The following is a 19,530-nucleotide window of genomic DNA, read 5'->3' as shown; positions in this document are numbered from 1 at the left end:
GACGCGTGGACGGCGAAGCCGTCCACCCCACATCACCAGTAGTTCGCGGCCGTCAATCCGGCGCGTTCTGCTCCGCCGGCCAGTCGCGGATATACGCCTTGAGCATGCGATTCTCGAAGCTCTGCGCTTCGAGCACCGCGCGCGCCACGTCGTAGAACGAGATCACGCCCAGCAGGGTGCGGGCGTCCATCACCGGCAGGTAGCGCGCGTGCTTCTCGAGCATGATGCGGCGCACTTCGTTGACCTCGGTGTCCGGGGTCACGGTGATCGGGCTGTCGTCCATGTGCCGGCGCACAGTGCCGGAACCGACCGCGCCGCCATTCGCGTGCAGCGCCTTGAGCACTTCGCGGAAGGTCAGCATGCCGACCAGGTCGCCGTACTCCATCACCACCAGCGAACCGATATCGTTCTCGGACATCGTGGTCACCGCGTCGACCAGCGGCTGGTCAGGCGTCACGGTGTACAGGATATTGCCCTTCACTTGCAGGATTTCCGAAACTTTCATGTTCGCCACCCCCGCTTCGTCAATATTGCTGCTACTGGATAAATTTGTATAAGGCATAACTCCGACTTTAGCCTATGCTCGCCAAAAAATCCAGCGTTGCGCCGCATCATGGTGCGGCACCGGCGACAAGATGGTGCAGCGCAGATTGCGCACCAGGCGATAACTGCTAGGATGCGCCATTCCCGATTACCAGAGCCCAGCATGAGCGTTCCCCGACAACCCGGTTTCGATACCCTGTCCCTGCACGCAGGCAGCGCCCCCGATCCTGCCACCGGCGCACGCGCCACGCCGATCCATTTCACGTCTTCGTTCGTGTTTCGCGACTCTGGCCACGGCGCGGCCCTGTTCAATATGGAGCAGCCCGGCCATGTGTATTCGCGCATCTCGAATCCCACCAATGCGGTGCTGGAAGAACGCATCGCGGCGCTCGAAGGCGGCGTGGCCGGCATCGCTACCGCCAGCGGCCAGGCGGCCATGCACCTTGGCCTGGCGACCCTGGCGGGGGCCGGCGACCATATCGTGGCGTCAACCGCACTGTATGGCGGCTCGCACAACCTGCTGGCCCATACCCTGCGCAGGTTCGGGGTCGAGACCACCTTCGTCGACCCGCGCGACCTCGATGCCTGGCGCGCCGCGATCCGGCCGACGACCCGCTTGCTGTTCGGCGAAACGCTGGGCAATCCCGGGCTCGACGTGCTCGACATCCCGGCCATCTCGGCGCTGGCCCACGAGCACGACCTGCCGCTGATGGTCGACGCGACCTTCACCACCCCCTACCTGCAGCGGCCGTTCGACCTCGGCGCCGACCTGCTGTTCCATTCGGCCACCAAGTTCCTGTGCGGGCACGGCACGGCGATCGGCGGCCTGCTGGTGGACGGCGGCACCTTCGACTGGCAGGCGGCGCACGACCGCAGCGGGCGCTTCGCCACCCTGTGCGAGCCATATGAGGGCTTCCATGGCCTGGTGTTCAGCGAAGAGTCGACCGTCGGCGCCTTCGCCCTGCGCGCGCGGCGCGAAGGCTTGCGCGACTTCGGCGCGGCAATGAGCCCGCACAATGCCTTCGCCATCCTGCAGGGCGTCGAGACGCTCGGCCTGCGCATGGAGCGCCACGTCGCCAATACCCGGCGCGTGGTCGATTTCCTGGCTGCGCACCCGATGGTGGCGTCGGTCTCCTACCCGGAACTGGACAGCCATCCCGACCATGCGCTGGCGCAGCGCATCCTGCCCAAAGGCTGCGGTGCGGTGTTCTCCTTCGAGCTGAAAGGCGACCGCGCGGCCGGGCGCCGCTTCGCCGACGGCTTGCAGGTATTCTCGCACCTGGCCAATGTGGGCGATGCGAAATCGCTGGTGATCCATCCCGCGTCGACCACCCACTTCCGGGTGCCGGCGGCGCAACTGGCGGCCAGCGGCGTCACCGAAGGCATGCTGCGCCTGTCGGTCGGCCTGGAACACGCGGACGACCTGATCGACGACCTCAAGCGCGGGTTGAAACTGGCCGCGAAGGGGGGCTGAGATGCGGCTCACCGTCCATTCGCACCAGGTGTACTGCTATACCGGGGCCAAACCCTTCGATCCGACGTTGCCCGTCATCATGCTGCTGCATGGCGCCCAGAACGACCATTCGGTATGGGCGCTGCAAAGCCGCGCCCTGGCCCATCGCGGCTACGCGGTGCTGGCGCCCGACCTGCCCGGCCATGGCCGCAGCGGCGGACCGCCGTTGGCGACGGTCGAGGCGCTGGCCGACTGGGCGCTGGCCGTGTGCGACGCGGCCGGTGCCGGGCGCGCACTGCTGGCCGGTCACAGCATGGGTTCGCTCATCGCGCTGGAAGCCGCCCATCGTGCCCCGCAGCGCGTCAGCGCTCTGGCCCTGCTCGGCGCCACGTACCCGATGAAGGTCGCGGACGCGCTGCTGGAGACCGCACGCACCGACCCGCAGGCCGCCATCGACATGGTGGCCGCCTGGTCGCACGCGTCAATGCTGCCGGGGCCGTCGACCGCCGGTCCGGGCATCTCGGTGAGCAATACGGCGCGGCGCCTGATGCAGCGCATGGCCGCGCGCGGCGCGCCGCAACTGTTCCATACGGATTTCGCGGCCTGCAATGCGTATGCCAATGGCGAAGCCGCCGCGGCCTCGATCGCCTGCCCGGCGCTGTGCATATTGGGCAGGAAGGACATGATGACGCCGCCGCGCTCGGCAGCGCCCTTGATCGCGGCCCTCGGGCACGCCAAGGTGGTGACCGTCGACGCCGGCCACGCGATGATGACCGAAGCGCCCGACGCCGTGCTCGATGCCTTGCTCGGGTTTGCTGCCCTCACTTTGGAGAGGAGCCCGCCGCGCGCGCCGGATCTATAATCACCGCATGCGCAAGCTGATCAAACAACAAGCCATCGTCTGGTTCGCCCTCCTGGGCGTGCTGTTCGGTACGCTTGCGCCCACGGTGTCGCACGCGATGGCTCCCGGCCCGCCAGCCACGCTCGAGATGCAGATCTGTTCCAGCGCCGGCATGGTGACCATGACGGTCGCGCTGGACGATGCCTCTGCGCCGGCCGGCGCCGGCGCCATGACGCCGTTCGAGCACTGCCCCTACTGCAGCCAGCACGCCAACTTCCCCGCTCTTCTTCCCGAACGGCTCGCGATGGTATCGCTGCCGCTGTCGCAGGCCGACTATCCGGCCCGCTTCTACCAGTCCGCTACGCCGCAGTTCGCCTGGTCGGGGTCCAGCCCGCGCGGACCGCCCGCCCAGGCCTGAACGCCACCGGAGGCGGCTTGCCGCGCTCCCTGATCGCCGATCCAACCGGACCCGCGCATTGCGCCATGGCCGGGGTTCGCCTGCGGGCCATGCGCCCGAACCCAATCGAAGCAAACACCATGAAGAACAAGATTTTCACTGCGCTGGTGACGGCGCCCCTGTCGCTCGCCGCCAACGCCGCCGCCCCCGGACTCGAACCCTTGCCGGACCTGGAGGCGGCCCTGCCGGTCGTGACCGTCGTTGGCGAGAGCGCCCGCCACGACACGTCCAACCTGGCCCTCGGCGTGCAGCGCAAGCCGATCGACACACCGTTCTCGATCAGCGAGGTATCGAGCGAACGGGTATGGGAACAAGCGGCCCTGACCCTGCAGGATGCGCTGCGCAACGTGCCTGGCGCCCAGGCCGATTCCGGCTTCAATGGCGCGCATACCCAATTCTTCATCCTGCGCGGCGCGATCGCCGACAGCGGCACCGGATCCAACCGGATCATGCGCGATGGCGTGCGGCTGTCGAACTATCCCTTCGTGGCCGCCTTCGTCGACAGCGTCGACGTGCTGCGCGGCCCCGGCGCGGCGCTGGCGGTGCGCAGCGAACCGGGCGGCTCGGTCAACCTGCGCACGCGCCAGCCCGAGCTGCGCGACTTCGGCGCCCTGCAGCTGGGCGTGGGCGAGAACGATGAACAGCAGTTGTCGGTCGACCTCAACCGCGTGCTGTCCGTGGAACACGGCATCGCCGGGCGGATTATCGCGGTGCGATCCCGGGCCAGCGAATGGCGCGGCCTTCCCGACGAACTCGATGGCGTCAAGCTGGGCCTGAGCAAGACCGAACCCAGGCGCTACCGCATCGGCATCGGCTTCGAGGCGACCAACCAGACCTACCAGCCCGACTACGGCATCCCATCGCTGGGCAACCGTCCGGTGCCGATCCCGCGCAACCGGCAGCTGGGCGAGCCGTTCGCCGATTCGACCTCGAACAACCGCATCGTGGACCTGCACGGCCAGTTCACGATCGACGACAGGACCAGCGTCTCGGTAACGCTGACGCACCTGGAAAACGACTCGGTCTCCATCAAGAACGGCCTGACCGGCAACCCCGAGCGCGACGCGCCGCCAGGCACCTGGAAGCGTTTCACCAGCATCGAACCGGACACGCGGCGCCGCATCGATTCGGCGCTGGCCTCGGTCTCGCGCACCCATACCATCGGGCAGGCCACGCACCAGCTGTATGCGGCCGCCGAATTCTACAAGGAGACGCTGGACCAGCCGAGTCAATCCTGGTCGGCACAGACGCCGTCGCAGAATGTCTTCAACCCCGTCCATGGCGTGGTCAAGCCGCCCCCGCCCGGCGCAAACCTGCGGACAGACCAGACCAGGCAGGACCTCCATGCTTCGGCCCTGTCGCTGCAGGACACGATCGACCATGGCCCCTGGACCGTGGTGGGCGGCGTGCGCTACGACCACCAGGAATTCGTCTACGGCGACCTGAAGGTCTTGCCGGCCAATGAATCGCGCTGGTCGCCCAAGGTGGCGCTGTTGCGGCGCCTGGCCGCAGCCGATACGGTGTATGCGAGCTTTGCCACCGGCACCGCGCCCAACCAGGGCGCCTCGTCCAGCAACCGGTCGCTGCCTTCGCGCCGTTCGCGCCAGGTGGAACTGGGCTGGAAGTCGGCCTGGGCCGGCGGCGCGATGCGCTCCGACCTGGCCCTGTTCCACCTCGAACAGCTGAACATGATCTCGGACGACCAGAGCACCGAGGCCCCCGGCGACCGCACGGTCGACGGCTCCGGCCGCTCGCGCGGGCTCGAGCTGTCGCTGACGGGAACGCTGGGCCGGGCCGAAGTCTCGGCGCAATATGCCTACACGACGGCCGAATTCCGCGACAACGCCCTGTTCAGCGGCAACCGCCTGCCGAATGTGGCGCGCCATGCGGGCTCGTTGTGGGCGCAGTACGACTGGGGCGCCGCCGGCAAGACCAGCCTGGGCGCCTATGCGCAAAGCCAGCGCTACGCCGAGCGCGAGAACCAGGTCACCCTGCCCGGCTATATGCGCCTGGACCTGGTCCATACCTGGGCCCTGCGCCTGGGCGGCGATCGGGCGCTCGAGGCCCAGTTCGCCGTGCGCAACCTGGCCGACCGCGACTACTACGTGTCGAGCCACCTGCACGTCGCGCGCTGGATCACCCCGGCGCGCGGGCGCAATGCCTCGCTGGCCCTGCGCTACAAGTTCTAGGCGGCGTAGAGCGAGCCGGCACCCTGCGGGATGGCTTGTTGGCCATCCCGGCGTCGTCGAATGCTGCCGGCACTTGCGGACAGGCCGAAACTTGGATACGCTGCTAACTACGATCAATTCAATCTGAGTTCGCCATGTCCTTCATCAGCACCGGCGTCGAGTACGGCCTGCACTGCATGCTCTACCTCACCCAAACCCACTCACCGGTCGGCGACGCCAGCGTGCGCGACCTGGCCGAACTGCAGGGGGTTCCCACCGAATTCCTGGCCAAGCTGTTTACCAAGCTGGCGCGGGCCGGGCTGGTCGTCGCCACTGAAGGCGTCAAGGGCGGGTTCCGGCTCGCCAGGCCCGCCCACCGCATCTCGGTACACGATGTCGTCGTCGCCATCGACGGCGACAAGCCTCTGTTCGACTGCCGCGAGATCCGCAGCCGCTGCGCCGTGTTCGACGACCAGGCGCCGCCCTGGGCCACGCGCGGCGTGTGCACCATCAATGCCGTGATGCAACTAGCCGAGAAAGCCATGCGGACCGAGTTGAAACGCCACACGCTGGACGACCTGGCCGGCCGCATCGTCGACAAGGCGCCGGCCGACTATGGCGACCATATCGTCCAGTGGTTCGCAGACCGGGCTTCCGGCCGCCAGGCAGGCAAGCCGGCAGGCGGCAAGCGTGCCTGAGTGGCTGTCAGCGGCTGGCCGCGGCCTGCAGCGGCAACACGAGCTTGAGGACGAACTGCTCGCCGCGCGGCCGGTTGCGCACGCCCGATTCGCGCTGGAATTTTGCCGTCAAGAACCAACCCTTGCCGCTGTCGTACTTCAGCGCGGGGCCGATCGCGAAGGCACGCGCCCGGCCCGCAGCCGCCGGGCCCGTATCGTCGCTCACCTGCCGGTAGCCATGACCGCCCACGCCCACTACCCAGCCATTGCCGAAGCCCCAGCCGAGCGCATAGTCGGCGTGCACGGCGCGCCCGGAACGGGTGTCGGTGTCGCCATTGCGGCAGTTGATGTCGAGCATGGCCTTGAGGTCCAGGTTCCAGCCATGCGCCTTGACCTGGCTGAGCGCCAGCACCGGCTGCAGCGTCCAGACATTCCGGCCCAGGCTGGATGGATCGTCGCGCGCGTAACGTCCGGTGGGTGCGATGACATCCAGCGCCAGCAGGTAGTGCAGCTCGGGCGAGACATGGTAGCCGAGCGCCGCGCCGAACGTCATGTCCCCCAGGCCGCGGCTGGCGCGCTGCGCCCCTGCCCCGCGCATTTCCACATCCAGCAGCGGCGCCACCGCATGCCAGGCCAGCTGGCCGCCCAGCACGGTCCGGTTCGTGACCCAGATCAGCCGCGGCGCAACCATGTCGACCCGCACCCTGAAGTCCGGGATATCCACCCGCCGCCCGGCGTCGTCGCGCACGGAATCGTAGCGCAGGCCACCGGTGTACACCATGCCGTACACGCCGGGCGGCGGTAGCGCACCGGACATGAAGTTCTCGAGCCCGTCCGGATAGACGCCGAGGCCGGCGCCCTCCGTGGCCCGGGCCGCGCCGCAGGCAATGGAAAGCGTCGTTGCAAGAATACAGAGCTGTCGCATGGTGTCCCCTCATCATATTGTTGTGGTGACAAGCTGCTACGCAACGTCCGTGCCATGCGAGCGTCCTGCAGGCCGGCGCAGGACCGGAGCCATTCGCCTCATCATTTGCGCAAGCAGCATCATCAAATGGTGAAGCCACGCCACGCCGTGCCTGTGGCACCATGAACAAAAAACCAATCACATGCAGGAGACACTGTCGTGGACATTCAACGTTTGCCCTCCAACGAGGATTTGCTGGCGCAGATCCGCTTCGATCCCGGCCAGGGCACCATCTGGCTGCACGAGCAGCGCGTGATGCTCAACCAGGCCGCGGCCTGGGGCCTGCTGCGCGACGAACTGGTCGAGAGCATCGGCCTGCAGCGCGCACGTGGCCTCCTGATGCGATTCGGCTACCAGTCTGGCCTGCGCGACGCCGAACTGGCGCGCAAGCTGCGTCCCGACCTGCCGGCCGAAGAGGCTTTCATGGTCGGGCCGCAGTTGCACGGCATCCGCGGCCTGGTCCACGTCACGCCGCTGGAGCTGCGCTTCGACCTGCTCGAAGGCGATTTTTTCGGCCGCTTCGCCTGGCGCAATTCCTTCGAAGCCGAGGTCTATCTGCAGCACCATGAACTGGCGCGCGCGCCCGTCTGCTGGAGCCAGCTGGGCTATGCCAGCGGCTACACCACCTATTTCATGGGCCGCCCCGTGATCTACAAGGAGACGGCCTGCGCCGGCTGCGGCGACGCGCATTGCGAGATCGTCGGCAAGCGCGCAGAAGAATGGGAAGACCATGCCGAAACCGAGCGCCTGCTGCTGCGCGATGCCATCGCCGAAGAGCTGTTCGCCCTGCGCAGCCAGGTCAGCGAACTGAAAGACACCCTGCGCGCCGCCAGGCACGACACGATCGTCAACTCGGTGGGCCGATCGCGCGCCTTCATGGAAGCGAGCCAGCTGGTCTGTCGGGCGGCGGCCAGCAAGGCCAATGTCCTGCTGCTGGGCGAAACCGGGGTCGGCAAGGAAGTATTCGCGCGCGGCCTGCACGCCGCCTCGCCGCGCGCCGCGCAACCCTTCGTCGCGGTCAACTGCGCCAGCATTCCGCCCGACCTGATCGAGGCGGAGCTGTTCGGCGTCGAGAAAGGCGCCTACACCGGCGCCGCCGTCAGCCGCCCGGGCAAGTTCGAGCGCGCCCACCAGGGCACGATCTTCCTCGACGAGGTGGTGGAATTGTCGGCGCGCGCACAAGCCTCGCTGCTGCGGGTGCTGCAGGAAGGCGAGCTCGAACGGGTCGGCGGCTCGCACACCCACCGCATCGATGTGCGCATCGTGGCCGCCACCAACGAAGACCTGAAGCTGGCCGTGGCCAATGGGCGCTTCCGGGCCGACCTGTATTACCGCCTGAATGTCTATCCGGTCTGCATTCCGCCGCTGCGCGAACGGGCCGACGACATTCCCCTGCTGACCGAGCACTTCCTGTGCAAGTACAACACCCTGTACAGCAAGCGCACCATGGGCGTCTCGGACAAGGCCATGCAGGCGCTGCAGCATTACCAGTGGCCGGGCAATATCCGCGAACTGGAAAACATGATCGAGCGCGGGGTGATCCTCACCGACAGCAACCAGATGATCGACCTGCCGGCGCTGTTTCCTGCGCTGGCCGAGACGGGCGGCATGAAGGCGATCGCGCCGTCCGGACACCTGGCCAATCCGCCGGAATGCGCCGGACAGGCGGCGCACGACGCCCTGTGCGAACAGCTGCTCGGCGACAGCTTCAGCCTCGACAAGCTCGAGGCGCGCTTCATCGCGGGCGCCATGGCCAAGGCGGACGGCAACGTCACCCATGCCGCGCGCCTGCTCGGCATCACCCGTCCGCAACTGGCCTACCGGCTCGAGAAAATCAAGGGCCTGAAGTAGCCGCCCGCCGGCCATCCCGCCCCCTTTGGCGCTGTAAGCGCGTCCATCGCAAGCGCTGACAGCGCCTCTTCATTTGCTGAACACCCGCTTCGGCACCTCATGAAATCGTGAAACCGCGCGCCGGGCCGCCCCGGCGCGCACACCATCTTTTCCTTCCAATTCAAGCACTTGGCTTGTTGGCATGGCCCTTGCTATCAATGCATACGGAACCAATGACAAGGAGGAGACATGAACCAGGCGCCCCACCCGCCCCCCTCGATCCCCTGCTTCGTGCGCGTGACCGCGCGCCAGGCGGACTGGGTGCACTTCGAATTCTCGATCGGCGACCCGGACCTGTGCGTGGAGCTGACCATGCGCCCCTGCCAGTACGACGCCTTCCGCCGCCAGCAGGGGGCGGCCGTGCTGCCCGAGGCCAGCGCCGCAGAGCTCGACCACGAACGGCGCCACTGGCACGACAGCGTTCCCCGCTAGCCACACGCGCCACCCAACGCCACGACCATTGATAACAGGAGACCTTCGCATGCAGATCGATATACGAACCGACAGCGTCAAGCCGATACGGCAGACCTTCGCCAACATCGCGCGCCGGCTCGGCGCCGACAAGCCGGCCACGCGCTACCAGGAAGCGATGTACGACCTCCAGCCCGAGGCCAGCTTTCAATACCGGCCGTTGTGGCAGCCCGAATACGAGCTGTACGACAAGCGCCGCACCGCGGTCGTCATGGCCGACTGGTATGCCCTGAAAGACCCGCGCCAGTTCTACTACGGCACCTATGTGAATACCCGCGCGCGGCAACAGGAGTCGATGGAAAAGAACCTCGAATTCCTCGAGGCGCGGAACCTGCTGGCCGGCCTGCCCGAAGCGCTCAGGGACACCCTGGCCACCACCGTCGTCACCCTGCGCCACGTGGAATGGGCCGCGAACATGAACAATGCCTACGTGACCGCCTACGGCTACGGCTCGGCGATCACCGAAGCAACCATGTTCCACACCATGGATCGCCTGGCGCTGGCCCAGTACCTGACCCGCATCGGCCTGCTGGTTGGCGGCAAGCCCGCGGTCGCGCGCGCCAAGGCGGCGTGGCTGGACGACCCGGCCTGGCAGCCGCTGCGCCACGCGGTCGAAGACCTGCTGGTGGTGCAGGACTGGTTCGAGTCCTTCGTGGCCCAGAACCTGGTGCTCGACGGCCTGGTCTACCCGCTGTTCTACCACAAGCTCGACGCCCAGCTGGCCTGCGACCACGGTCCTGCCTACAGCCTGGCGACCGACTTCATGCGGGTCTGGCATGCCGAAACCACGCGCTGGGTCGACGCCGTGGTCAAGACCGCGGCGCAGGAAAGCGGCGCCAACGCGGCCCTGGTCGCGCGCCAGGCCTACGGCTGGCTGGATCGTTTTGGGCCGGCCCTGCAGCCGGTCGCCGAGCGCCTGTTCGGCCCTGACGCCGACGACGTGCTGGCCGCGGTGACGGCGCCGCTGGCCAGCCGCCTGGCCGGCCTTGGCCTGGTGCGGGCGGAAGCGCCGGCGCAAGCACAGACCGAAGCACAGACGGGAGCGCCAGCATGAACCAGCAACCCGTCTTCATCGCGCTGCAGGCTACCGACGACACACGCCCGATCATCGAAGCGATCGAGGCCGACAACCCGCACGCCACCGTGCATCGCTTTCCGGCGATGGTCAAGATCGATGCGCCGGGGCGGCTGGAAATCAACCGCGCCACGATCGAGGCGCTGATCGGCCGCGACTGGGAGATCCAGGAACTGCAGCTGGGCCTGATTTCACTGGGCGGCACGATCGAAGAAACGGAAGACCAGTTCTTGCTGGCCTGGCGCTGAGCGCACACGAACCGAGGAGACACCATGAATACCACTACCACGCAGGATCAAGCAACGGCGGCGCCAGCCGCGAAACCGGCGCCGAAGATGTCGGTCAAGGACAAGTACGCGCTGCTCACCCGCGACCTGGGCTGGGACACCACCTACCAGCCGATGGACCGCGTATTCCCGCACGACAGTTTCGAGGGCATCGTGATCCACGACTGGGACGGCTGGGAAGACCCGTTCCGCATGACCATGGACGCCTACTGGAAATTCCAGTCCGAGAAAGAACGCAAGCTGTACGCAATCATCGACGCCTTCCAGCAGAATAACGGCCAGCTGAACGTGACCGACGCCCGCTACGTCAATGCGCTCAAGCTGTTCCTGACCGGCGTGTCGCCACTCGAGTATGCGGCCCATCGCGGCTTCGCCATGGCCGGGCGCAACCTGCGCGGCGCCGGCGCCCGCGTGGCCTGCCAGATGCAGTCGGTGGACGAACTGCGCCACTGCCAGACCCAGGTCCATACGATCAGCCAGTACAACAAGTTCTTCAACGGCTTCTCGGACTGGCGCCATATGCATGACCGCCTGTGGTACCTGTCGGTGCCCAAGTCCTATTTCGAGGACGCGATGACGGCCGGGCCGTTCGAGTTCATCACCGCGATCTCGTTCTCGTTCGAGTACGTGCTGACCAACCTGCTGTTCATGCCCTTCATGTCGGGCGCCGCCTACAACGGCGACATGGCCACCGTGACCTTCGGCTTCTCGGCCCAGTCGGACGAATCGCGCCACATGACGCTCGGCCTCGAGGTCGTGAAATTCATGCTCGAGCAGGACCCGGCCAACCTGCCGATCATCCAGAAGTGGGTCGACAAGTGGTTCTGGCGCGGCTACCGCCTGCTGTCGCTGGTGGCGATGATGATGGACTATATGCTGCCCAAGCGCGTGATGAGCTGGAAGGAAGCGTGGGAAATCTATTTCGAGCAGAATGGCGGCGCCCTGTTCGCCGACCTGGCGCGCTACGGGATCCGCATGCCGAAGTACCACGAGCAGGCCGCCCAGGAAAAAGACCGCGTCTCGCACATCGCGTGGTCGATCTTCTACAACTTCAACCACGCCGCCGCCATCCACACCTGGGTGCCGGAAGAGCAGGAACTGGCCTGGCTCAAGGAACAGTATCCCGACACCTTCGAGCGCGACTACCTGCCGCGTTTCCGCTTCTGGCAAGAACAGCAGAAAAAGGGAGAGCGCTGGACCAATCCGGGCCTGCCGATGCTGTGCCAGCTGTGCCAGCTGCCGATGGCCTTCCCCGAGCCGGACGACCCGACCCAGATCTGCTACCGCGAAACGACGTACAAGGGCGAGCGCTACCACTTCTGCTCGGACGGCTGCTGCGACATCTTCAAGGACGAGCCCGAGAAATACGTCCAGGCCTGGCTGCCGGTGCACCAGATCTTCCAGGGCAATTGCGGCGGCGCGAGCCTGGACGAGGTCCTCGCCTGGTACCACCTCAAGCCCGAGGACAGCGGCGACTACGCCACTTCGCCCGACCGCGCCAATTGGGAACAGTGGACCAACAACAAAGGCGCCGCTTGAGCGGCGCGCCAGGAGACCATCATGCCAGTCATTGCATTAGCGCCCGGCTACCAGGGCGAAGTACGCGACCGCGTCGAGAATTTCAACGGCAACCAGCTCGTCTATTTTGGCTGGGACCGTCACATGCTGTTCTGCAGCCCGACCACCCTGCCGCTGCCACCGGCGATGCCGTTCCAGACGCTGGTCGAGCAGGTCTTGACGCCGCTGCTGGCCGCGCATCCGGGCGGCGCGGCGATCGACTGGGCGCACGCGCGCTGGCAGTTGTCGGACGCGCCGTTCGTGCCCGACCTGCAAGCCAGCCTGGCCGACAACGGCATCGGCCACAAATCGCTGCTGCGCCTGCAGACGCCGGAACCGTCCGGCGGCAATCCGGCCTATTACTGACGGAGGCGGCATGGCTTACCAATTGACGATCGAGCCGCTGGGACAGACGGTGGAGGTGGCCGAGAACCAGACCATCCTCGACGCCTGCCTGCGCGCCGGCATCTGGCTGCCGCACGCCTGCGGCCACGGCCTGTGCGGCACCTGCAAGGTGCAGACCCTGGACGGCGAACTGGAACACGGCGAAGCCTCTCCGTTCGCGCTGATGGACTTCGAGCGCGACGAAGGCAAATGCCTGGCCTGCTGCGCCACGGTCCAGTCGGACCTGACGATCGAGGCCGACATCGATCCCGATCCCGACGCCGCCTGCCTGCCGCTGGCCGACTACCGGGCCAGGGTCACGCGCATCGAGCAGCTGACGCCGACCATCAAGGGCGTGTTCCTCGCCGTGGGCGACGGCGAGCGGGTGAACTACCAGCCGGGCCAGTACATCAACCTGTGGCTCGCCGGCGAGGCGGCGCCGCGCGCCTTCTCGATCGCCTCGGCGCCGTCCAGCGCCGAGATCGAGCTCAATATCCGCCTGGTCCCGGGCGGCAAGGTCACCTCGCGCGTGCACCAGGGGCTGGCGGTGGGCGACGAAGTGACCGTGTCCGGGCCGCTGGGCCGCTTCTTCGTGCGCAAGAGCGACCCGCGCCCGCTGCTGTTCATCGCCGGCGGCTCGGGGCTGTCGAGCCCCCGTTCGATGATCCTCGACCTGCTGGAGTCGGGCGATGGGCGCCGCATCCGCCTGGTGCATGGCGCGCGCACGCTGGACGAACTGTATTACCGGGCCGAATTCGAAGACCTGGCGCAGCGCTACCCGCAGTTCGACTACTTCCCGGTGCTGTCCAGCGAGCCGGCCGAGTCGGACTGGCGCGGCGAGCGTGGCTACGCGCACGAAGTGGCCGGGCGCTGCTTCGACCGCGATTTCCGCGGCTGGCGCGCCTACCTGTGCGGGCCGCCGCCAATGGTCGAAGCGGCCATCGCCGCGCTGATGCAGGGGCGGCTGTTCGAGAAGGACATCTTTACCGAAAAATTCCTGTCGGCCGCCGACGGCAACCAGGCGGCGCGCAGCCCGCTGTTCAAGGCCATATGACCATGCACATCGAAAATGACATGAGCAATCAACCATCGCACCACCCGATCCGCATCGAGGGCGTCGACGTCCTCGTGCTCGACATACCGACCATCCGGCCGCACCAGTTGTCGGTGGCCACCATGCGCGAGCAGACCATGGTGCTGGTGCGCATCCGCTGCGAGGACGGCATCGATGGCTGGGGCGAAGCCAGCACCATCGGCGGCCTGGCCTATGGCGAGGAAAGCCCGGAGAGCATGCGCGCCAATATCGAGCGCTATATGGCGCCGCTGCTGGTGGGCGCCGACGCCGCCAGCCCGGGCCACTGCATGCACCTGCTGCATGCCAGCCTGCAGGGCAACCGCTTCTCGCTGTGCGCAGTCGAGACCGCCCTGTTCGACGCCCAGGCGCGCCGCATGGGCGTACCGCTGTCGGCGCTGTTCGGCGGCCGCATCCACGACCGGCTGCCGATCGCCTGGACCCTGGCCAGTGGCGACACCGCGCGCGACATCGCCGAGGCACAGCAGATGCTCGACCTGCGGCGCCACCAGGTGTTCAAGCTCAAGATCGGCAAGCGCCCGGTGCGCGACGATGCGGCCCACGCCGCCGCCATCAAGCGCGCGCTGGGCGAGCGCGCCAGCGTGCGGGTGGACGTCAACCAGGCCTGGTCCGGCACCGAGGCCATGCTGGGCATGCGCCTGCTGGAAGACGCCGGCATCGACCTGGTGGAGCAGCCCATCGCGGCCGGCGACCACGAAGGCATGCGCCGCCTGCGTGCCATGAACCGGGTCGCGCTGATGGCCGACGAAGCCCTGCACGGCCCGCAGGACGCCTTCCGCCTGGCCGAACTGCGCGCCGCCGACGTGTTCGCGGTCAAGATCACGCAGTCGGGCGGGCTGGTGAAGGCACAACAGGTGGCCGCGATCGCCCAGGCCGCCAACCTTGGTCTGTACGGCGGCACCATGCTCGAAGGCGCGGTGGGCACGATTGCGTCGGCCCAGCTGTTCTCGACCTTCCCGGCCCTGGCCTGGGGCACGGAGCTGTTCGGCCCATTGCTGCTGACCCAGGAGATCCTGGCCGAGCCGCTCGACTACCGCGATTTCGCGCTGCGCCTGCCCACCGGTCCCGGCCTGGGCATCGCGCTCGACGAGGACAAGCTGGCCTTCCTGCGGCGCGACCGCGCGCGCACCACCGTGGCGCAGGGCTGAGGAGAACACCATGCTGTTCAAGGTAAGCATGACGGTGCGCCTGCCGCACGATATGTCCGCTGCCCGGGCGGACGAACTCAAGACCCGCGAGCGCCTGGTCGCGCAAGACCTGCAGCGGCGCGGCCTGTGGCGCCATCTGTGGCGCGTGGCCGGGCGCTACGCCAACGTCAGCATCTTCGACGTGGCCGGCCCTGCGGAGCTGCACGAGATCCTGATGGCGCTTCCCCTTTTTCCCTACATGGACGTGGAGGTGGAGGCGCTGTGCCGCCACCCCTCGTCTATCCATGACGACGACCGCTGAGAAACACTTCACACAAGGAGACAACCATGAACAAGCAAGACATCGACGCCGTGCTGGCGCGGATCGAAGCCACCGAGACCGGCGACGGCAACCCACGTATACAGGCCGTGGTCAACCGTATCGTGCGGGATCTTTTCGTGACCATCGAAGACCTCGACATCCAGCCCAACGAGTTCTGGAGCGCGATCGCCTACCTGACCGAGGTCGGCCGCAACGGCGAATGGGGGCTGATTGCCGCCGGCCTGGGCTTCGAGCACTTCCTCGACCTGCGCCTGGACGAGGCCGAGGCGCGCGAAGGCGTCACCGGCGGCACGCCGCGCACCATCGAGGGGCCGCTGTACGTACCGGGCGCGCCGGTCACCATCGGCAGCGCGCGCCTGGACCAGGACGAACAGCCCGGCGAGATCCTGTTCATGCAGGGCCGGGTGCGCGGCGCCGACGGCCAGCCGGTCGCCGACGCCCTGGTCGAGGTATGGCACGCCAACCACCTGGGCGCCTACTCGTTCTTCGATCCGACCCAGAGCCCGTTCAACCTGCGGCGCACGATCCGCACCGATGCCGACGGCCGCTATCGCTTCCGCACCAGGATGCCGGTCGGCTACAGCGTGCCGCCGGGCGGCTCGGCCGACACGCTGCTCGGGCTGCTGGGACGCCACGGCACCCGGCCCGCGCACATCCACTTCTTCGTCACCGCGCCCGGCCACCGCAAGCTGACCACGCAAATCAATATCGAGGGCGATCCCTACCTGTGGGACGATTTCGCCTTCGCCACCCGCGAGGGGCTGGTGCCGCCGGTGACGCTGGTGAACGATGCGGCCACGCTGCGCGCGCGCGAGGCCGAGGCCCCGTTCTATTCGATCGACTTCGATTTCGACCTGCACGCGGCCCGCACCGGCCTGCCGGCCGACCGGGTCGAACGCGCCCATTTCGAAGCTTGAGCGGCCACCACGCCTGAGGTGACCGAATGCGGCCGCTGCCTTTCCCAGGGTGGCGGCCGCGCATTTTTGAGGTAGACGATATGAATTTCGATTGCAGCACCGCGCCGCATCCTGGAGCGGCAGACCTGGTGCAGGCACCCCGCGAGGGACGCAGCGCCAGCCTCCCTTGCCTCCACTACCGCCTGGACGAGCCGCGCAACGGCAAGCTGCCGCGCCATACCGTGGTGCTGAGCCATGCGCTCGGCTGCGACCGCGCCATGTGGGATGCGCTCGCCCATGCACTGGCGCGCGAGCACCGGGTGATCTCGTATGACCATCGCGGCCATGGCGGCTCGGATGCGCCCGCGGCCGACTACGCCATGGCCGACCTGGCCGACGACGCCGCCCGCCTGCTGCGCGAACTCGATACCGGGCCAGTGGTGTGGGTCGGCCTGTCGATGGGCGGCATGGTCGGCCAGGAGCTGGCGCTACGGCACCCGGCGCTGGTGGCGGCCCTGGTGCTGGCCAATACCACCTCGGGCTATCCGCCGGCGGCGCGCGCGGCCTGGCGCCAACGGATCGACACGGTGCGCGCGCACGGCATCGAGGCCATCGCCGATGCCGTGATGGAGCGCTATTTTCATGGGGGGTTTCGCGCCACGCATCCGGCGCTGGTGGCGGAGTTCCGGGCGCGCCTGGTATCGACCGACCCGGCAGGCTACGCCGGCTGCTGCCGTGCGGTGGGCGGCGTGGACACCGGCGCGCGGCTGGCCCGTATCGCGGTGCCGGTACTGGTCATCGCCGGGGCGCTCGACGAAGGCACGCCGGTGGCCATGGCCAGGACGCTGGCCGACGGTATCGCCGGCGCGCGCCTGCTGGTGTTGACGCGCGCCTCGCACCTGGGCGCCATCGAGCAGCCGGAAGCGTTCGAGGTCGCCGTGGCGGACTTCCTGGCCTCGCTCTGAACCGGCCTGGCGCGCCGTGAGGCCGGCCAGGCACATGTCGTATTCGCAGGCGGCGCACACAGCGCATCACCGCAACGTCGGCCGGGGCGCCCTCAGCGAGCGCCGCCCAGCAAGCTCATGTCGATGTCCGCAAGCAGCGAGGCGGTCGCCGCCTGGGTTTGCTCGCGGTCGAGGAAGGCGGTAGCCTGCAGGGGCAGGAACTGAAGCGAGGTCAGGCCCACGCAGGCGAATGCGGCGCTCACATAGGGCGTGAGGAAGTCCGGCTGGCGTGCGTTTTCCCCGACGTAGACACCGCCGGACGCGACGCCGATATACACCGGCTTGTCCTCCAGCAGCCCGATCTTCTCGCCGGTGGGCGTCGCGCCGATCGTGCGCCCCATGCGCAGGATCTGGTCGACCCAGGCCTTGAACACGGAAGGCATCGTGAAATTATTCATCGGCATACCGATGACCACGACGTCGGCGCTTTCCAGTTCGCCGATCAGCTGTTCGGACAGTTGCACTGCGGCGCTCGCCTGCGCACCGGCCAGGGCGCCGGGCGACGACAGGGTGGTGGCGTAGGCGGACTGGGTATGCGGTATGGGCGCCTGGCCCAGGTCACGGCGGGTGACTTGCGCTTCGGAACGCTGGCCCATCAGCTGGGCAACGATGCCCGCGGACAAGCGGCGGCTATGCGAATCGGCGCGCGGACTGCAATCGATATGCAGGATATTCATGTAAACTCCTAGAAAGGGGGGCCGGCCGCAATGCGGCGAGCCCGCTCATCAAACAACGCTCGGGTGAGCAATGCGGCGCCCCGCAGGGCGCACGCGGCGAACTAGGCGACGACGATCCGCGCCGGGTCGGATTGCGCCAGGATCTCGCTGCGATCGAGGCTCTTCGGCGGATAGATCCAGTCGGTATTGATCACGGTCTTCTTGGCCTTGCCCAGGGCGCCGCTGAGCTTGACTTCGCGCTCCCAGCCTTCGGTATACACAGCGCCCCACGGGCCCAGGTCGACGCAGGTCACGTAGTCGGGCTGGCTATACGGCAGCCGCTCCTGCCCGACCACGTCGGCGGCGGCATTGTGGCCCGACGCGCGGCCGAGATTCATCGCGTGCTGGCAAGACATCGTGGCGTGGTTGCCTTCGTCGTCGGTGGCCGCGTACGCGCAGTCGCCGCTGGCGAACACATTGGGGACGCCCTTGACCGCCAGGCTGCGGTCGACGTGCAGCCGGCCGTAGGCATCGCGCTCGCCCGGGATCTGCGCGGTCAGGCCGCTGGCGCGCGCGCCCGCGGTCCAGATCACGGTATCGGCCTCGATCCGCTCGCCGTTCTCGAGCCGCACGCCATCGGCGTCGACGGCGCTCACGCCCGAACCGAGCTTCCAGGTAATGCCCATTTCCCCCAGCGCCTGCACGATCAGCGGGCGCGGTCCCGGGCCAAGGTCCGGCCCCACCTCGCCGTTGCGCTCGACCATCACCACATTGACCTCGGCATCCTCGCCGAGGATCCCACGCAGGCGGGCCGGCATCTCGGAGGCGGTCTCGATGCCGGTAAAGCCCGCACCGGCCACGACCACGGTATTGCGGCGCGCGCTGGCGGGGCGCTCCTTCAGGCTGCGCAGATGCGCGTTCAGGCGCACGGCTTCATCGATCTGGTCGACATTGAAGGTGTGATCGTGCAGACCCGGGATCGGTGGACGGTTCAGGCGGCTGCCTGCCGCCAGCACCAGCCGGTCATAGCCGAGGCTACGCAGCGCCGTATCGGCGCCCAGGCCGATGATGCCCACTTCCTGTTTCTCGACATCGATGGTCTCGACCATCCCCTGGATGAACCGGACGCCGGTGGCGGCGAAGATGTCGAGCAGCGGTACCTTCATGGCTTCCGGATCGTGCTCGTACAGGCGGGGACGCACGTGCAGCTCCGGCACGGGGGCGATCAGGGCGATCTCCACATCGCTGCGGCCCACCTGGTCGAGCAGGCGCGCGGCGGCCAGCGCGCTCCACATGCCGGCAAAGCCGGCCCCGATAACAAGAATACGTTTCGACATAGCTCATGCTCCTCAGTATGTTCACGGTGAATCGAACGCCGCGGCGGTAGCGCGCCGCGGATGCGGGCGAGCGACCAGGCCACGGACCTCGTTCACGTTCCAAAACTCCGATTGTAATAGTCGGAGTTAAAGAGTGCAAGCGCGCACGTGCAATGACCATGCTCGGCGTACGGTTCTACGGGGGAATGGGAATTGACGATGGCCGGCGCGTGGATGCGCCGCGGCATGGCCGCTGGCGACTCAGCCGGTAACGCGCGCCGCGATGTCGGCCATCACGGCTTCTTCGGGATCGCCGAAATGCGCGGCC

The 19,530-nt window shown here is 67.6% G+C and carries 19 protein-coding genes and 1 pseudogene; 16 read left to right on the top strand and 4 right to left on the bottom strand.

Annotated features, from left to right (window positions below):
- Nucleotides 1–52 precede the first annotated feature (52 nt).
- Nucleotides 53–505 carry a CBS domain-containing protein gene (locus E8M83_RS25200; RefSeq protein ID WP_137176105.1) on the bottom strand — a complete coding sequence of 151 codons (453 nt, stop codon included), beginning with the start codon at nucleotides 503–505 and terminating at the stop codon, nucleotides 53–55.
- 201 nt (nucleotides 506–706) lie between these two features.
- Between E8M83_RS25200 and E8M83_RS25195 the strand changes: the two genes are divergently transcribed.
- From E8M83_RS25195 to E8M83_RS25175, 5 genes are all read left to right on the top strand, one after another.
- The gene (locus tag E8M83_RS25195) at nucleotides 707–2,017 is read left to right on the top strand and encodes an O-acetylhomoserine aminocarboxypropyltransferase (RefSeq protein WP_137176104.1); all 1,311 of its coding nucleotides are present in this window, start codon (nucleotides 707–709) and stop codon (nucleotides 2,015–2,017) included.
- A gap of 1 nt (nucleotide 2,018) precedes the next feature.
- On the top strand, nucleotides 2,019–2,858 hold the full coding sequence (locus E8M83_RS25190) for an alpha/beta fold hydrolase (protein ID WP_137176103.1): 840 nt from the start codon (nucleotides 2,019–2,021) through the stop codon (nucleotides 2,856–2,858).
- Between the two features lie 7 nt (nucleotides 2,859–2,865).
- The gene (locus tag E8M83_RS25185; RefSeq protein WP_170976919.1) at nucleotides 2,866–3,255 is read left to right on the top strand and encodes a DUF2946 domain-containing protein; all 390 of its coding nucleotides are present in this window, start codon (nucleotides 2,866–2,868) and stop codon (nucleotides 3,253–3,255) included.
- Between the two features lie 119 nt (nucleotides 3,256–3,374).
- Nucleotides 3,375–5,483 carry a TonB-dependent siderophore receptor gene (locus E8M83_RS25180; RefSeq protein WP_170976918.1) on the top strand — a complete coding sequence of 703 codons (2,109 nt, stop codon included), beginning with the start codon at nucleotides 3,375–3,377 and terminating at the stop codon, nucleotides 5,481–5,483.
- 134 nt (nucleotides 5,484–5,617) lie between these two features.
- A complete protein-coding gene (locus E8M83_RS25175; RefSeq protein WP_137176100.1) occupies nucleotides 5,618–6,160 on the top strand; it encodes an Rrf2 family transcriptional regulator in 543 nt (180 codons plus the stop codon).
- 7 nt (nucleotides 6,161–6,167) lie between these two features.
- Here the strand turns inward: E8M83_RS25175 and E8M83_RS25170 are convergent, their stop codons facing one another.
- Entirely contained in the window at nucleotides 6,168–7,064 is an 897-nt protein-coding gene (locus E8M83_RS25170; RefSeq protein WP_137176099.1) for a transporter, read from the bottom strand.
- A 198-nt stretch (nucleotides 7,065–7,262) separates the two neighbouring features.
- On the opposite strand from E8M83_RS25170, the gene E8M83_RS25165 reads away from it, so the two are divergent.
- From E8M83_RS25165 to pcaD, 11 genes and pseudogenes are all read left to right on the top strand, one after another.
- Nucleotides 7,263–8,954: a sigma-54-dependent Fis family transcriptional regulator gene (locus tag E8M83_RS25165; protein ID WP_137176098.1), complete on the top strand. Its 1,692-nt coding sequence runs from the start codon at nucleotides 7,263–7,265 to the stop codon at nucleotides 8,952–8,954.
- A 228-nt stretch (nucleotides 8,955–9,182) separates the two neighbouring features.
- Nucleotides 9,183–9,425, top strand: a complete 243-nt coding sequence (locus E8M83_RS25160) for a phenol hydroxylase subunit (RefSeq protein ID WP_137176097.1) — start codon at nucleotides 9,183–9,185, stop codon at nucleotides 9,423–9,425.
- Nucleotides 9,426–9,474: 49 nt separating this feature from the next.
- A complete protein-coding gene (locus tag E8M83_RS25155; RefSeq protein ID WP_137176096.1) occupies nucleotides 9,475–10,518 on the top strand; it encodes an aromatic/alkene monooxygenase hydroxylase subunit beta in 1,044 nt (347 codons plus the stop codon).
- Complete coding sequence (locus E8M83_RS25150) at nucleotides 10,515–10,787, top strand: MmoB/DmpM family protein (protein WP_137176095.1); 273 nt, start codon at nucleotides 10,515–10,517, stop codon at nucleotides 10,785–10,787. The genes E8M83_RS25155 and E8M83_RS25150 overlap by 4 nt, the downstream gene beginning before the upstream one ends.
- Nucleotides 10,788–10,874: 87 nt before the next feature.
- The gene (locus E8M83_RS25145) at nucleotides 10,875–12,365 is read left to right on the top strand and encodes an aromatic/alkene/methane monooxygenase hydroxylase/oxygenase subunit alpha (RefSeq protein WP_373995073.1); all 1,491 of its coding nucleotides are present in this window, start codon (nucleotides 10,875–10,877) and stop codon (nucleotides 12,363–12,365) included.
- A gap of 21 nt (nucleotides 12,366–12,386) precedes the next feature.
- The gene (locus E8M83_RS25140) at nucleotides 12,387–12,749 is read left to right on the top strand and encodes a phenol hydroxylase subunit P4 (RefSeq protein ID WP_137176093.1); all 363 of its coding nucleotides are present in this window, start codon (nucleotides 12,387–12,389) and stop codon (nucleotides 12,747–12,749) included.
- 10 nt (nucleotides 12,750–12,759) lie between these two features.
- Nucleotides 12,760–13,821 carry an NADH:ubiquinone reductase (Na(+)-transporting) subunit F gene (locus E8M83_RS25135; protein WP_137176092.1) on the top strand — a complete coding sequence of 354 codons (1,062 nt, stop codon included), beginning with the start codon at nucleotides 12,760–12,762 and terminating at the stop codon, nucleotides 13,819–13,821.
- A gap of 20 nt (nucleotides 13,822–13,841) precedes the next feature.
- Complete coding sequence (locus tag E8M83_RS25130) at nucleotides 13,842–15,008, top strand: muconate/chloromuconate family cycloisomerase (protein ID WP_137176091.1); 1,167 nt, start codon at nucleotides 13,842–13,844, stop codon at nucleotides 15,006–15,008.
- 10 nt (nucleotides 15,009–15,018) lie between these two features.
- Complete coding sequence (gene catC, locus E8M83_RS25125) at nucleotides 15,019–15,309, top strand: muconolactone Delta-isomerase (RefSeq protein ID WP_137176090.1); 291 nt, start codon at nucleotides 15,019–15,021, stop codon at nucleotides 15,307–15,309.
- A gap of 26 nt (nucleotides 15,310–15,335) precedes the next feature.
- On the top strand, nucleotides 15,336–16,247 hold the full coding sequence (gene catA / locus E8M83_RS25120; protein WP_137176089.1) for a catechol 1,2-dioxygenase: 912 nt from the start codon (nucleotides 15,336–15,338) through the stop codon (nucleotides 16,245–16,247).
- Nucleotides 16,248–16,354: 107 nt separating this feature from the next.
- Nucleotides 16,355–17,191 (top strand): annotated as a pseudogene (pcaD, locus tag E8M83_RS25115) (3-oxoadipate enol-lactonase); the annotation flags it as partial.
- A gap of 92 nt (nucleotides 17,192–17,283) precedes the next feature.
- Here pcaD and E8M83_RS25110 read toward each other — a convergent pair.
- Entirely contained in the window at nucleotides 17,284–17,907 is a 624-nt protein-coding gene (locus E8M83_RS25110; protein WP_137176087.1) for an FMN-dependent NADH-azoreductase, read from the bottom strand.
- A gap of 101 nt (nucleotides 17,908–18,008) precedes the next feature.
- Nucleotides 18,009–19,223, bottom strand: coding sequence for an NAD(P)/FAD-dependent oxidoreductase (locus E8M83_RS25105; protein WP_137176086.1), 1,215 nt, complete (start codon nucleotides 19,221–19,223; stop codon nucleotides 18,009–18,011).
- Nucleotides 19,224–19,530 lie beyond the last annotated feature (307 nt).

It is taken from the genome of Massilia sp. HP4, assembly GCF_005222695.1.
Classification (GTDB): domain Bacteria; phylum Pseudomonadota; class Gammaproteobacteria; order Burkholderiales; family Burkholderiaceae_D; genus Telluria.
The sequence above is the reverse complement of the archived record's forward strand: the minus strand, read 5'-3'. Positions and strand labels throughout refer to the sequence as shown.

What these genes read in the sequence shown, in the direction of transcription:
- E8M83_RS25105 (WP_137176086.1), bottom strand. Translation starts at nt 19,223, where the DNA reads ATGTCGAAACGTATTCTTGTTATCGGGGCCGGCTTTGCCGGCATGTGG.
- E8M83_RS25155 (WP_137176096.1), top strand. Translation starts at nt 9,475, where the DNA reads ATGCAGATCGATATACGAACCGACAGCGTCAAGCCGATACGGCAGACC.
- E8M83_RS25140 (WP_137176093.1), top strand. Translation starts at nt 12,387, where the DNA reads ATGCCAGTCATTGCATTAGCGCCCGGCTACCAGGGCGAAGTACGCGAC.
- E8M83_RS25175 (WP_137176100.1), top strand. Translation starts at nt 5,618, where the DNA reads ATGTCCTTCATCAGCACCGGCGTCGAGTACGGCCTGCACTGCATGCTC.
- E8M83_RS25200 (WP_137176105.1), bottom strand. Translation starts at nt 505, where the DNA reads ATGAAAGTTTCGGAAATCCTGCAAGTGAAGGGCAATATCCTGTACACC.
- E8M83_RS25145 (WP_373995073.1), top strand. Translation starts at nt 10,875, where the DNA reads ATGTCGGTCAAGGACAAGTACGCGCTGCTCACCCGCGACCTGGGCTGG.
- catC (WP_137176090.1), top strand. Translation starts at nt 15,019, where the DNA reads ATGCTGTTCAAGGTAAGCATGACGGTGCGCCTGCCGCACGATATGTCC.
- E8M83_RS25130 (WP_137176091.1), top strand. Translation starts at nt 13,842, where the DNA reads ATGAGCAATCAACCATCGCACCACCCGATCCGCATCGAGGGCGTCGAC.
- E8M83_RS25135 (WP_137176092.1), top strand. Translation starts at nt 12,760, where the DNA reads ATGGCTTACCAATTGACGATCGAGCCGCTGGGACAGACGGTGGAGGTG.
- E8M83_RS25185 (WP_170976919.1), top strand. Translation starts at nt 2,866, where the DNA reads ATGCGCAAGCTGATCAAACAACAAGCCATCGTCTGGTTCGCCCTCCTG.
- E8M83_RS25150 (WP_137176095.1), top strand. Translation starts at nt 10,515, where the DNA reads ATGAACCAGCAACCCGTCTTCATCGCGCTGCAGGCTACCGACGACACA.
- E8M83_RS25190 (WP_137176103.1), top strand. Translation starts at nt 2,019, where the DNA reads ATGCGGCTCACCGTCCATTCGCACCAGGTGTACTGCTATACCGGGGCC.
- E8M83_RS25160 (WP_137176097.1), top strand. Translation starts at nt 9,183, where the DNA reads ATGAACCAGGCGCCCCACCCGCCCCCCTCGATCCCCTGCTTCGTGCGC.
- E8M83_RS25195 (WP_137176104.1), top strand. Translation starts at nt 707, where the DNA reads ATGAGCGTTCCCCGACAACCCGGTTTCGATACCCTGTCCCTGCACGCA.
- E8M83_RS25110 (WP_137176087.1), bottom strand. Translation starts at nt 17,907, where the DNA reads ATGAATATCCTGCATATCGATTGCAGTCCGCGCGCCGATTCGCATAGC.
- E8M83_RS25170 (WP_137176099.1), bottom strand. Translation starts at nt 7,064, where the DNA reads ATGCGACAGCTCTGTATTCTTGCAACGACGCTTTCCATTGCCTGCGGC.
- catA (WP_137176089.1), top strand. Translation starts at nt 15,336, where the DNA reads ATGAACAAGCAAGACATCGACGCCGTGCTGGCGCGGATCGAAGCCACC.
- E8M83_RS25180 (WP_170976918.1), top strand. Translation starts at nt 3,375, where the DNA reads ATGAAGAACAAGATTTTCACTGCGCTGGTGACGGCGCCCCTGTCGCTC.